Here is a 12,931-nt window from a genome sequence, read left to right on the forward strand (position 1 = left end):
GGCGGGATGATCGGCGTCGACACCAACGCCGACCACCTCGCGGCATGGCGCCTGGACGAGCACGGCAACCCGCTCGGCACACCACGCCGGTTCTTCTTCAACCTCGACGGGCCCGCCACCTACCGCGATGCCCAGGTACGGCACGCACTGGTACGCCTGCTGCACTTCGCCAAGCGCCACGGCCTGAGCATCGCGATCGAGGACCTGGACTTCCAAGCGGAGACGACCCGGGAGAAGCACGGCAGGCGGAAGCGGTTCCGCAAGCTGATCTCCGGCATGCCGGTGTCCAAGCTGAGGGCACGGCTGGTGTCGATGGCGACCGAACTCGGCATCACGGTCGTGGCCGTCGACCCGGCGTACACGTCCAAGTGGGGCGCCCAGCACTGGCAGAAACCCCTCACCAGCAACAAACGCGCCACCACCCGGCATGATGCCGCCGCGGTGGCGATCGCAAGGCGCGCCCTCGGGCACCCGATCCGGCGACGGACGGCACCGCCCCGCACCCACCAGAGCGATGGGTGCGGGCATCGGACCGCCCAGGCCGGACCCAGGGCCCGGGGGCGTGAGGAATCCCGCCCCCGCATTCCCGGACCACGGACACGATCCATGCGCGCCGGATGCGGAGCGAACGCGGGGGACCAGGATGCCCAACACCGTTCGGGGCGTCCGGCTGAGCACGAGTTCTGGCAACAGGACTCACTCCCGCTCAGTCTTTAGGAACGGTCAGTACGGCGCCCTGAAGTTGATGTACCCGAGCAGCACGATCACCGCAGCCACACACCCCAGGACCACAGCCGTCGACACCCACGCGGACCGGCGGCGGGACCCGGCATGCTCCGGGTCGGCCCGGAACGGCATCGGACCGGGCGGGTTGTGCTTCCAGCGGGCGGCGAGCATGCGGGCCCTGGCGGACGGCTCCTTGTGCTCGGCCCTGTCCGCCCATCCGATGTCGAACTCCTGCTCCCCTTCGTGCCGCTCGGACATCCCCGTCAGCCTCTCTCAGCCTCAGTCGAACAACCGTCTCGGTACCGATGATCCCCTGTCGGAGGCCGTCTGTGAAGCGAGACCGGGACATACGCGAGACCGGGGCATACGACGGTGCCCCCGCCTCCGGAAAGGGAGACGGGGGCACCGTGCGGACGACGGGGGGTGTCGATCACACGTCGAAGTAGAGCTCGAACTCGTGCGGGTGCGGACGCAGCTGCAGCGGCGCGATCTCGTTCGTGCGCTTGTAGTCGATCCACGTCTCGATCAGGTCCGGCGTGAAGACGTCGCCCTGGAGGAGGAACTCGTGGTCGGACTCGAGGGAGTCGAGGACGGCCGGGAGCGAGGTCGGGACCTGCGGGACGCCCGCGTGCTCCTCGGGGGCGAGCTCGTACAGGTCCTTGTCGATCGGCTCGGCCGGCTCGATCTTGTTCTTGATGCCGTCCAGGCCCGCGAGCAGCAGCGCCGAGAAGGCCAGGTACGGGTTGCCGGAGGAGTCGGGCGCACGGAACTCGACGCGCTTGGCCTTCGGGTTCGAGCCCGTGATCGGGATACGCATGGCCGCGGAGCGGTTGCGCTGCGAGTACACCAGGTTCACCGGCGCCTCGAAGCCCGGCACCAGGCGGTGGTACGAGTTCACCGTCGGGTTGGTGAAGGCCAGCAGCGACGGGGCGTGCTTGAGGATGCCGCCGATGTAGTAGCGGGCGGTGTCCGACAGGCCCGCGTATCCGGCCTCGTCGTAGAAGAGCGGCTGGCCGCCGGTCCACAGCGACTGGTGGACGTGCATGCCCGAGCCGTTGTCACCGAAGATCGGCTTCGGCATGAAGGTCGCGGTCTTGCCGTTCTGCCAGGCCACGTTCTTCACGATGTACTTGAAGAGCTGGAGGTCGTCGGCGGCGGCGAGCAGCGTGTTGAACTTGTAGTTGATCTCGGCCTGGCCGGCGGTGCCCACCTCGTGGTGCTGGCGCTCCACCTTCAGGCCGGCGCGGTCCAGCTCCAGGGAGATCTGGGCACGCAGGTCGGCGAAGTGGTCGACCGGCGGGACCGGGAAGTAGCCGCCCTTGTAACGGACCTTGTAACCACGATTGTCCTCGAGGGCACCGGTGTTCCAGGCGCCGGCCTCGGAGTCGATGTGGTAGAAGGACTCGTTCGCGCTGGTCGCGAAGCGGACGGAGTCAAAGACGTAGAACTCGGCCTCGGGACCGAAGTACGCCGTGTCGGCGATGCCGGTGGAGGCGAGGTAGGCCTCGGCCTTCTTCGCCACGTTGCGCGGGTCACGGGAGTACTGCTCACCCGTGATCGGGTCGTGGATGAAGAAGTTGATGTTCAGCGTCTTGTCACGGCGGAACGGGTCGACCCGGGCGGTCGACAGGTCCGCGCGCAGCGCCATGTCGGACTCGTGAATGGCCTGGAAACCCCGGATCGAGGAGCCGTCGAAGGCGAGCTCCTCGTCGGCGTCGAACGCCTCCGCAGGCACCGTGAAGTGCTGCATCACGCCCGGGAGGTCGCAGAAGCGGACGTCGATGAACTTGACGTCCTCGTCCGCGATGAACTTCTTGGCCTCGTCGGCGTTCTGGAACATCCAGCTCCTCCTACTCCCGACCGTCCCGCCGGGGTGGTAGTTCGTTCGTGCGGCCAGTGCGGGTGGCACACGCTGACCTCGACCCTAGGGACGGGTGATTTCTCGGGCGTGACCCATTTGTTTCGCACAAGTTAACCGGCTCACCGTCCACCGTAGCCCGGACACACCCCGCCGTGCCCTGGTCATTTACGGGCGCAGTACCGTGGACGGGTGGACAACAGGCAAGTACTCGGATCGTGGCTTTCCGGGCCCCGCGCGGCCGCGGAAGAGGCCGGTGTCGACTTCGGATACCGGGGCGAGCAGCTCGGTCTGCCCGAGGACGGGCCCGGTTCCGTCGCCCGTCCGGGCCGCCGGCTCGGCGCCCTGGCCGTGGACTGGGGCCTGAGCCTCCTGATCGCATACGGTCTCATCACCCAGAGCTACAACGAGGCGGCCCAGATCTGGGCGCCGCTCATCATGTTCGCCCTGATGGTCCTCACGGTCGGTACGGTCGGCTTCACCCCCGGCAAGCGTCTCCTCGGCCTGCGGGTGCTCGCCCTGGACACCGGCCGCGTCAGTCCCTGGCGTGCCGCCCTGCGGACCGTCCTGCTCTTCCTCGCGATCCCGGCCCTGGTCTGGGACCGCGACGGCCGTGGCCTGCACGACCGGCTGGCGGGCACGGTCGAGGTCCGTATCTAGTGCCGCGACAGGCAACGTTCGCCCCGTCGCGACGCCCGGCACGCACTCTCGCCGCACCGGCCGAAAGCCCAAGTACATCCAGTACGAGGACTTCCGGCCGGCACGCCGAGAGCACGCACCGGACGCCGCTCCTTGACGGGCAAACGTTGCCTGCCGCGGCACTAGGGGCTCTCGTCTCCTTGCGAGGAACGAGCGCCGAACCCGCGACGAACCTGACCAGACGTGACCACCTGGCCCGACCCGGCCCGACTTGACCCGAACCTGCGACGAAGGGGCGCCCGGATTGCTCCGGGCGCCCCTTCGTCGTCGGGTGCGGGATGTCAGCGAGCCCTCGGCCCGCCCTTCGGCAGCCGCATGCCCTTCGGCATCGGCCCCTTCGGCAGCGGCATGTTGCTCATCAGGTCGCCCAGGGCGCGCAGCCGGTCGTTGGTGGCTGTGACCTGCGGGCCGGTCAGCACGCGCGGCAGCTTCAGCATGGTCGTGCGCAGCTTCTTCAGCTCGACCTGGCCCTCGCCCGTGCCCACGACCAGGTCGTGCACCGGGACGTCCGCGACGATGCGGTTCATCTTCCGCTTCTCGGCGGCGAGCAGGGGCTTCACCCGGTTCGGGTTGCCCTCGGCGACCAGCACGATGCCGGCCTTGCCGACCGCGCGGTGCACCACGTCCTGGTTGCGGTTCATCGCCACCGCGGGCGTCGTCGTCCACCCCCGGCCGATGTTGTCGAGCACCGCCGCCGCGGCACCGGGCTGTCCCTCCATCTGCCCGAAGGCGGCCCGCTCGGCCCGGCGCCCGAACACGATCGCCGACGCGAGGAAGGCGAGCAGGATGCCCAGGATGCCGAGATAGATGGGGTGACCGATCAAGTAACCGATCGCGAGGAAGACACCGAAGGTGACGATTCCGACTGCCGCGAGTACAAGACCGATCTTCTTGTCGGCCTTGCGGGTCATCTTGTAGGTCAGAGCGATCTGCTTCAGTCGCCCGGGGTTCGCAGCGTCCGCTGCGGTTTCCTTCCTCGCCATGCCATGAAGTCTACGTGGCCGCACAAGCGCCGACGACGGCAGTGTCCACGGGGCTCGCGGAGGAGGGGGCGGGGCTCAGGTGTGGGCGGACACCGAGCGGGAAACGGACTGCTCGAGGACGCGCTGCGCCTCGACCCGGTCCTTGGCCCGGCGGCGGTCCTCCAGCACGGAGGTCCAGGCGTTGCGGCGGGCGGTGCGCTGGCCACTGCTCATCAGCAGCGACTCGACCGCGCGCAGGGCGGTCGAGAAGGACGGGATCGCGGTGGCGCGGACGGGCGCGGCCTGCATGGGTGAGGTCCCCCCTCGGTTACGGGTGTACGTGCTGTGAGTTCAGCGTCACTGATTGGTGTTACCAGGGCGTGACCGGCCGGTCAAACACCCATGAAGCCCCGGCGGGGAGGCGTCGAACGCCGACGCGGTCCTGACATGTGCCCTCATCTGCGAGGACGGTCAGGACCGCGTCGAATCGGTCGCTACTGGCGGGTAGCGTCTTGTGCGCGAATTCACACGCTTGTCCCACCCTGTGGCGGGAAGGGGGGTGACTGGTTCGTCAGACGGCCTGGGCGGCGATGTACGCGTCCCGCTTCTCGACGGCCATCCGGTAGAGCCGCCCGGCGCGGTACGAGGAGCGCACCAGCGGGCCGGACATCACGCCGGAGAAGCCGATCTGCTCGGCCTCCTCCTTCAACTCCACGAACTCGTGCGGCTTCACCCAGCGCTCGACCGGGTGGTGGCGCACGGAAGGCCGCAGGTACTGCGTGATGGTGACCAGCTCGCAGCCCGCCTCGTGCAGCTGCTTCAGCGCGTCGCTGACCTCCTCGCGGGTCTCGCCCATGCCGAGGATCAGGTTCGACTTGGTGACCAGCCCGTAGTCGCGCGCCTCGGTGATCACCTTCAGGGAGCGCTCGTAGCGGAAGCCGGGGCGGATGCGCTTGAAGATCCGCGGGACCGTCTCGACGTTGTGCGCGAAGACCTCGGGGCGGGAGGAGAAGACCTCCGCCAGCTGCTCCGGCACGGCGTTGAAGTCGGGCGCGAGCAGCTCGACCTTCGTGCGGCCGGCCTCGCGGCCCGCCGTCTGCTGGTGGATCTGGCGGACGGTCTCCGCGTACAGCCAGGCGCCGCCGTCCTCCAGGTCGTCGCGGGCGACGCCGGTGATCGTGGCGTAGTTCAGGTCCATGGTGACCACGGACTCACCCACGCGGCGCGGCTCGTCGCGGTCGAGCGCCTCGGGCTTGCCGGTGTCGATCTGGCAGAAGTCACAGCGCCGGGTGCACTGGTCGCCGCCGATGAGGAACGTGGCCTCGCGGTCTTCCCAGCATTCGTAGATGTTGGGGCAGCCGGCTTCCTGGCAGACCGTGTGCAGGCCCTCGCTCTTCACGAGGTTCTGCATCTTGGTGTACTCGGGGCCCATTTTCGCCCGGGTCTTGATCCACTCGGGCTTGCGCTCGATGGGGGTCTGGCTGTTGCGGACCTCCAGGCGCAGCATCTTGCGTCCGTCGGGTGCGACTGCGGACACGACCGGCTCCCTAGCGATTGATTCTTCGGCGTCCTCAAGGGTACGCCCGTTGATTTGAATGCCCGTGTGGTGGCCAGCCCCTCCACGCGCCCGTTTATGCCGCCGGCGTCTTCTCGATCTCCCGCGGCTTCAGCTCGGCGTTCTCCAGGACGTCCCGCAGGTGCCGCTCCACGACCGGCAGGACCTCGTCGATGGTCACGTCCCTGCCGAGCTCACCCGCGAGGGAGGCGACGCCCGCGTCGCGGATGCCGCAGGGGATGATCCGGTCGAACCACTTGTTGTCGGGGTTCACGTTGAGCGCGAAGCCGTGCATCGTGACGCCCTTGGCGACGCGGATGCCGATCGCGGCGATCTTGCGGTCCTCGCGGCGCTGGCCCGCGTTGGACGGGGCGTACTCCGGGCCGTTCAGGCGCGGGTCGAACTCCTCGTCGTGCAGCCGCGGGTCGAAGTCCAGGGACAGGCCGCCGAGCGCGGGGCGCTGTGTGACCGGGTCGCCCAGGACCCACACCCCGCTGCGTCCCTCGACCCGGGTGGTCTCCAGGCCGAACTCCGCGCACGTGCGGATCAGGGCCTCCTCCAGGCGGCGTACGTGGGCGACGACGTCCACCGGGCGCGGGAGCTTCTGGATGGGGTAGCCGACCAGCTGGCCGGGGCCGTGCCAGGTGATCTTGCCGCCGCGGTCCACGTCGACGACCGGCGTGCCGTCGAGGGGCCGCTCGTTGTCCGCCGTGCGCCGCCCCGCCGTGTAGACCGGAGGATGCTCCAGGAGTAGTACGGTGTCGGGGATCTCGTCGGCGAAGCGCGCCGCGTGTACCCGGCGCTGCTCGTCCCAGGCCTCCCGGTACTCGACGGCCTCGTCACCGAACCCCATGCGGACGAACCGCAACCCACTCACGGCAAGCGCCTCCCTCGGACGGGTGTGTCAGGCACGTAAGCGCCCAAGCCACTGTACGTCCGGCCCGGACGCGTCAGTCCCGGGGTCAATCCTCACACGATCGGATGAATGTCCGGGATAATGTGTGATGGGGTGCTTACTCTCCGCTACATTCGCGCCGTTCGGCAAGGCATAAGGCCTGCTCACAGGTAACCCGCGCAGATCATGATGGCCGGAAGGCAGGAGACCGCACCACAGATGACGGAACGACCCGCGCAGCGCACCCCCAACCGACAGCTCGCCGCGCTCATCGCAGAAGCGGGGTTCTCCAACGCGGGACTCGCCCGTCGCGTGGACCAGCTCGGTCTCGAACACGGGCTCGACCTGAGATACGACAAGACCTCCGTCACCCGGTGGCTGCGCGGCCAGCAGCCCCGGGGCACGACACCCGCACTGATCGCCGAGGTCTTCACCCGGCGTCTGGGCCGCCGCCTCACCGCCCAGGACCTCGGCCTGGACGCCTGCGCGCCCGTCTACGCGGGGCTGGAGTTCGCCGCCGCTCCCGAGGAGGCCGTCGACATCGTCAGCGGGCTGTGGCGCAAGGACTCCGGCAGCCACGCCGAGCTGCGCAGGATCGCCTTCACCCCGGCCGGGCTCGTCGTGCCCAGCCGGGACTGGCTGATCGGCCGGGCCGACGAGAAGGTCGCCCGGGGCGAGCCGGCCGCCGCCCGCATCCCGGCGCAGGGCCGCCCCGTCCTGCGGCCCCCGGGCGAGCAGGGCGTGCCGTCCCTGCCCCGCCAGCGCGGCCAGGCCGACCGCGGCCCCGGCCAGAAGGTCACCGCCGGCGACATCGCCGCCCTGCGCTCGGTCGGCGAGCTGTTCCGCACCCTCGACGACGCCTACGGCGGCGGCCACGCCCGCCAGGCCCTCGTGCGCTACCTGGAGCACGAGTGCGAGCCGATGCTGCGCGGCACCTACGGCGAACAGACCGGCCGCCGCCTGTTCGCGGCCGCCGCCGACCTGACCCGGCTCGCCGGCTGGACCTCGTACGACATCGCCGCGCACGGCCTGGCCCAGCGCTACTTCGTGCAGGCGCTCCGGCTGGCCCAGGCGGCCGGGGACCGGACGTACGGGGCGTACGTGCTGGTCACCATGAGCCGCCAGGCCGTCTACCTCGGGCACGGACGGGAGGCGGTGCAGCTCGCCCGGGTGGCCCAGCAGGGCGTCGGCACCTCCGGCCCGCCGGTCGTCCAGGCCCTGCTGCACGCCTCCGAGGCGCGCGGGCACGGCGTGCTCGGGGAGGTCCGGGCCTGCACGGCGGCCCTGGTCCGCGCCGAGCGCACCCTGGAGACGGCCCGGCCCGGGGACGACGTACCGCACTGGGCGAGGTTCTTCGACGAGGCCCAGCTCGCCGACGAGTTCGGGCACTGCCACCGGGACCTGCAGCAGTTCCGGGCCGCCGCCCAGCACGCGGAACGCTCACTCCAGCTCCGTGCCCCGTCCTACGCCCGTAGCCGCCTGTTCTGCCGCGTGGTCCTCGCCACCGCCCGCCTCGGCCTCGGCGAGCTCGACCAGGCCTGCCAGCTCGCCGCGGAGGCGGCGGGCCAGGCCGCCGAGATGCGCTCGGTGCGAGCGGTGGAGTACGTGAGGGACTTCGAGCGGAGGCTGGAGCCGTACAAGGACGCGGCCCCGGTGCGGACCTACCGCGACAAAGTAGCGGCCCTTGGATGAGCGATCCAGGGGCGCGGGGAACTGCGCCACGAGCCCCCACGCACCCGCACCCGGGCGACGCATGGCCTACGCGGCCCGTGGCACCGTCGGCAGCGGATCGGCACCATGCATCGGCCGGCCCGTCCCCAAGTCCGCCAGTATCGCCGCCGACGCACGATGCCCCGAGTGCAACGCCCCCTGCACCGTGCTGGTGTCCCGGTGATCCCCGCACACGTACAGCCCGGCCAGCAGCCGTACCGGCCGCCGCAGATCATGCGGCGGCCGCATGGCAGGCACGGCCTCGGGCGTGTGGTGCACGGCCAGCGTCTCCCACCGGGCCGTCGGCATCCCGTACAGCCGCGCCAGATGCATCCGCACAGCCGTGTCGACACCCGCCGGCGGCCGCCCCAGCACCGTCGAGGACACCAGCGCCCGCCCCGCCGGGGCACGGGAGGGATCGACCCGGCTGACCACCGCCGTGTGCGCGACCGGCCCGCCCAGGTCCGCGTCGAGCAGCAGCGACGCTCCCGTTCCCGGCGGCTCGTCGGTGGTGTGGTGCACCACCGTCACCGGATGGAACTCCGGCACCCGCAACCCGGGCAGCAGTTCGGCCGCCGCCCTCGCGTCCGTCGCCACCAGCACCGCCCGGCAGCGGATCTCTCCGTGCTCGGCGGTGGTCACCGAGGTCGTGGAGACGGAGGTGACCCGTACGCCGGTGTGCACCGTGCCCGCCGGCAGCGTCCTCGCCAGCAGCTCCGGCAGGGCCTCGGCGCCACCCTCCGGCACGCACAGCCGGCCGCGCGCGAAGGCGCGCAGCGCCAGGTCCGCGCACCGGCTGGAGGTGGTCAGGCACGGGTCGCACAGCAGGGCGGCGAGCAGCGGACGCAGGAAGCCGTCGATCGTCCGGGCGGGCAGCCCGCGGGCCGCCAGAGCCTGGCCGGCGGGCAACTCCGGGCGAGCCAGCAGCCGTTCGGCCGGGGTGCCGGCCAGCCGGGTCAGGGCGGCGCCCAGCCGGGCCTGGTCGACGGCCGTGCCCAGCGGGGCGCCGGACCGGCTCCGGGGCACGGAGACCTGCCGGCCGGGCACGGCCACCGGCCTCCTCGGTGGCCTGGGCGCGGACGGCGACCGGGGCGCACTCGCCAGGGACCGCACCGCGTGCAGTGCGCCCCGTGCGCCCCCTGCGCCCGGCTGGACGCCCGCGCGATGGTGGCGGCCGTCGCCGTGCAGCAGGACACCGGGCGCGAACGGGCGCAGCACCAGCCCGCCGAGGCCCGGCGTCAGTCGTAGTTCGGGATACGCCGTGGACAGCAACTGGCCGATCCTGTCGAGCCGGAAGCCGTCGACCTTCTCCGTCGCCATGCGGCCGCCGACGCCGTCGGCGGCCTCCAGGACCATGGTCGTCACTCCTGCGCTGGTCAACCGGTGCGCGGCCGAGAGTCCGGCGACCCCGGCCCCCACGACGACCACGTCTGCCTGGTACGCGGGCTCAAGCACGTGCCCCTCCTCGAGGTTGCGCGGGCGCTGGAGACGTCATGCCCTCAACAGGCCGCAGGGATACGCGAGTTCCGGTCGAGGGTAGGGCCGTGATCGGTCAGGGGGAGTCGCGCATCGACAGGGCACGGTCGCACGGCGGTCGCATACGGATGCCTTGTGGGCATGAAGGGGTCACAGGGGGTCGGTGTGCGATGTGCCGGGGGGTCTCAGAAGAGCCGTGCACGCTGCGCGGACCCACGCGCCGAGGCCGTCACCGTGCCGCCACAGGGGTCGTCGCGGGGCCGTCACAGCGCCGCCCGGATCGCTCCCTCGATCTCCGGGAAGGCGAACCGGAAGCCCGACTCCAGCAGCCGCGCCGGCAGGATCCGGGCGCTGCCGAGGACGTCCCCGGCCATCTCGCCCAGCGCGGTCCGCAGGACGGGCGCGGGCACGGCGAACAGCGTCGGCCGGTGCAGCACGCGCCCCATCGCCGCCGTGACCTCACGGTTCGTCAGAGGATGGGGGACGGTGACGTTGAACGGCCCGGACAGGCCGTCGGTGTCGATGAGATGCCGGATCGCCGCGACCTCGTCGTGCAGCGCGACGAACGACCAGTACTGCCGCCCGTCGCCCATGCGTCCGCCGAGCCCGGCCTGGAACAGCGGGAACAGCCGTCCCCACGCCCCGCCCCCGCGGGACACGACCAGCCCGGTCCGGGTGAACACCGTGCGTACGCCGGCCTCCCGGGCGGGCGCGGCGGCGGCCTCCCACTCCACGCACAGCTCGGGCAGGAACCCCTCTCCCGCCGGTGCGCTCTCGTCGACGGCACGGTCCCCGGTCTCGCCGTAGTAGCCGATGGCGCTGCCGTTCACGAAGACCCGGGGCCGGTCCTTCTCGTCCAGCGAGGCGACCGCCCGGGCGAGCCCCGCCGTGCCGTTCACCCTGCTGTCGCGGATCCGCTGCTTGTAGGCGTCCGTCCAGCGCCGGTCGCCGACTCCGGCCCCCGCCACGTTGACCACCGCAAGGCACCCGGCCAGCCCGGCCGCGTCCACGCGCCCGCCCTCGGGGTCCCAGCGGACCTCCTCCGCCGTCCGGGGCGCGTGGCGCACGAGGCGCACCACCTCGTGCCCGTCGGCGGTCAAGGACCGCACCAGGGCGCCGCCGATGAGACCGGACGCACCTGCCACCGCGATTCGTGAGCGTTCCATGCCCCCCATCCTGCCCGGCAGCCCCCCAAACCGCTGTCGGGCCACGATGTCGCGGCCTAGGGTGACGCCCATGCCCGAGCCTCGCGAACTCCGCATCCGCACCGCCGTGCCCGGGGACGGTGCGGAGCTGGCCCTGCTGGACCGGCTCGCCTGGTCGCGCCTGCACGCCGTGATGCCCGAGCCGCAGCCGCCGTACCCCGCCGTTCTTCAGTGAGCGGCACCCGCCCGGGGACTGCCTGGTCGCCGAGGACGGCGGCCGGCTCGTCGGCTATGTGCACCTCGGCTTCCCCACCCCGGTCGAGGCGAACCGGCACGTCCGTCAGATCCAGGGCCTCGCCGTCCCGGCGGAGGCGCGCGGCCGGGGCGTCGGACGGGCACTGGTCCGGGCCGCCGCCGACGAGGCCCGCCGGCGCGGCGCCCGCCGCCTCACCCTGCGCGTCCTCGCGCACAACACCCCGGCCCGCAAGCTCTACGAGTCCGAGGGTTTCGTGGTGGAGGGGATCCTGCCCGAGGAGTTCCTGCTCGACGGGACGTACGTCGACGACGTGCTGATGGGGCGCTCCCTCTGAGCCGTAGCTACGACCCGAGCCGCAGCTACGACCCGAGCCGGAGTCACGACGTGGCCAGCTCGCCCGTGTCCACCGGCGCCGTCGCGTTCGCCGCGCGCTCCGCGTCGGGGGCGACCTCGTCCGCCGTCAGGACGTAACCCGTATCGGCGTCCGAGGTGGAGCGGGCGAAGACCACGCCGAACACCCGGCCGTCCGTGGTGAGCAGGGGGCCGCCGGAGTTGCCGGGGCGGACCGTGGAGCGGATCGAGTAGATCTCGCGGGTGACCGTCCCGTCGTTGTAGATGTTCTGGCCCGTCGCCCGCACCCGGTTCGCCACCGTCGCCGCCTGGAGGTTCAGGGCCCCGTCCTGCGGGTAGCCCGCGACCACCGCCGAGTCACCGCGCTCGGCGTCGTCGTCGAACCGCAGCACGGGAGCCTCGAGACCCGGCACGTACAGCACGGCCACGTCCTTCTGCGGGTCGAACAGCACCACCCGGGCCTCGTACGTCCGCCCGACCCCGCCGGTCTGCACCGTCGGCTCGTCGATGCCGGCCACCACATGGGCGTTGGTCATCACGTGCTCCCGCGCGTACACGAACCCGCTGCCCTCGCGGCCCTGCGTGCCCGCGACGCCCTCGACCTTCACCGTGCTCAGCTTGGCGGCGCTGGTGGCGGCCGCCGTGACGCTGTCGCCGGTGGGCCTCGCGACCTCGGCCGTCGACTCGTTCTCGAACGGGTTGAAGACCTGCGGGAAGCCCGCCTGGGTCAGCGCGGACGTGGCCCGCGAGAACCAGGCCGGCGTGGTGTCCGGCATCGTCCGCTGCACCGCGCCGAGCAGCCGCGAGTCCCGGATCGCCGAGGTGACCAGCGGCGACGAGGAGGCCCCCAGCACGCTCGCGACCACCCAGGCCACGATCAGCACGGCCACCGCGTTCGCCACGGCCCCGCCGATCCCGTCCGCCACCCTCAGCGGCCCGCGGTCCAGCTCCCGCCGCAGCCGCAGCGCGAGGCGCCCGGCCAGTTCGTGTCCCACCACCGCCGGCAGCAGCACCGTGAACACCGCCGTCACCGTCGCCCACGTCGTCCCGGCCACGACCAGGTCCATCACCCAGGGCAGGATCCACACGCCGACGACCGCGCCGCCCACGAAGCCCGCCAGCGACACACAGCCGGCCACCAGCCCGCGCCGGTAACCGGACGCCGCGTAGGCCAGGACGACCAGCAACAGCAGGATGTCGAGCAGGTCCACGCAACGCCGCCTCTCTCTCGGAACCCTTAGTACGTGGGGGAAGGCCCCGGTGATCAGTCCCGCGCGCACGGGATGACCGGAACCGGC

Annotated in this window: 12 protein-coding genes and 1 pseudogene; 4 read left to right on the forward strand and 9 right to left on the reverse strand. The window is 71.7% G+C overall.

Features of this window, described 5'->3' with window-relative positions; translation table 11 throughout:
* A partial coding sequence (locus ACZ5TL_RS10605) for an IS200/IS605 family accessory protein TnpB-related protein (RefSeq protein ID WP_468589023.1) occupies positions 1–717 on the forward strand: 717 nt, incomplete at its 5' end.
* 6 nt (positions 718–723) lie between these two features.
* On the opposite strand, the gene ACZ5TL_RS10610 is transcribed toward ACZ5TL_RS10605, so the two are convergent.
* Both ACZ5TL_RS10610 and glnA read right to left on the reverse strand, forming a co-directional pair.
* Positions 724–984, reverse strand: coding sequence for an SCO2583/SCO2584 N-terminal domain-containing protein (locus ACZ5TL_RS10610; RefSeq protein ID WP_468589024.1), 261 nt, complete (start codon positions 982–984; stop codon positions 724–726).
* 172 nt (positions 985–1,156) lie between these two features.
* Positions 1,157–2,566, reverse strand: a complete 1,410-nt coding sequence (gene glnA / locus ACZ5TL_RS10615; RefSeq protein ID WP_468589025.1) for a type I glutamate--ammonia ligase — start codon at positions 2,564–2,566, stop codon at positions 1,157–1,159.
* Positions 2,567–2,776: 210 nt separating this feature from the next.
* Between glnA and ACZ5TL_RS10620 the strand changes: the two genes are divergently transcribed.
* Entirely contained in the window at positions 2,777–3,244 is a 468-nt protein-coding gene (locus tag ACZ5TL_RS10620; RefSeq protein ID WP_468589027.1) for an RDD family protein, read from the forward strand.
* A gap of 320 nt (positions 3,245–3,564) precedes the next feature.
* Here the strand turns inward: ACZ5TL_RS10620 and ACZ5TL_RS10625 are convergent, their stop codons facing one another.
* From ACZ5TL_RS10625 to lipB, 4 genes are all read right to left on the reverse strand, one after another.
* Positions 3,565–4,266 (reverse strand): DUF4191 domain-containing protein, encoded by a 702-nt coding sequence (locus tag ACZ5TL_RS10625; protein WP_468589028.1) that lies wholly within the window; start codon positions 4,264–4,266, stop codon positions 3,565–3,567.
* Positions 4,267–4,341: 75 nt separating this feature from the next.
* Entirely contained in the window at positions 4,342–4,554 is a 213-nt protein-coding gene (locus ACZ5TL_RS10630; protein WP_468589029.1) for an SCO2195 family GlnR-regulated protein, read from the reverse strand.
* A gap of 262 nt (positions 4,555–4,816) precedes the next feature.
* Positions 4,817–5,782: a lipoyl synthase gene (gene lipA, locus ACZ5TL_RS10635; protein ID WP_468589031.1), complete on the reverse strand. Its 966-nt coding sequence runs from the start codon at positions 5,780–5,782 to the stop codon at positions 4,817–4,819.
* A 94-nt stretch (positions 5,783–5,876) separates the two neighbouring features.
* Positions 5,877–6,677, reverse strand: coding sequence for a lipoyl(octanoyl) transferase LipB (gene lipB, locus ACZ5TL_RS10640; protein ID WP_468589032.1), 801 nt, complete (start codon positions 6,675–6,677; stop codon positions 5,877–5,879).
* 237 nt (positions 6,678–6,914) lie between these two features.
* On the opposite strand from lipB, the gene ACZ5TL_RS10645 reads away from it, so the two are divergent.
* Positions 6,915–8,387: a regulator gene (locus tag ACZ5TL_RS10645; protein WP_468589034.1), complete on the forward strand. Its 1,473-nt coding sequence runs from the start codon at positions 6,915–6,917 to the stop codon at positions 8,385–8,387.
* Positions 8,388–8,453: 66 nt separating this feature from the next.
* Here ACZ5TL_RS10645 and ACZ5TL_RS10650 read toward each other — a convergent pair whose 3' ends face one another.
* Positions 8,454–9,860, reverse strand: a complete 1,407-nt coding sequence (locus ACZ5TL_RS10650; RefSeq protein ID WP_468589035.1) for an NAD(P)/FAD-dependent oxidoreductase — start codon at positions 9,858–9,860, stop codon at positions 8,454–8,456.
* 284 nt (positions 9,861–10,144) lie between these two features.
* Positions 10,145–11,047: a TIGR01777 family oxidoreductase gene (locus ACZ5TL_RS10655; protein ID WP_468589036.1), complete on the reverse strand. Its 903-nt coding sequence runs from the start codon at positions 11,045–11,047 to the stop codon at positions 10,145–10,147.
* Positions 11,048–11,117: 70 nt separating this feature from the next.
* Between ACZ5TL_RS10655 and ACZ5TL_RS10660 the strand changes: the two are divergent.
* Positions 11,118–11,616 (forward strand): annotated as a pseudogene (locus tag ACZ5TL_RS10660) (GNAT family N-acetyltransferase).
* Positions 11,617–11,659: 43 nt separating this feature from the next.
* On the opposite strand, the gene ACZ5TL_RS10665 reads toward ACZ5TL_RS10660, so the two are convergent.
* Positions 11,660–12,844: a MarP family serine protease gene (locus ACZ5TL_RS10665; RefSeq protein WP_468589037.1), complete on the reverse strand. Its 1,185-nt coding sequence runs from the start codon at positions 12,842–12,844 to the stop codon at positions 11,660–11,662.
* Positions 12,845–12,931: the final 87 nt, after the last annotated feature.

Source organism: Streptomyces sp. NPDC033136 (assembly GCF_055578235.1).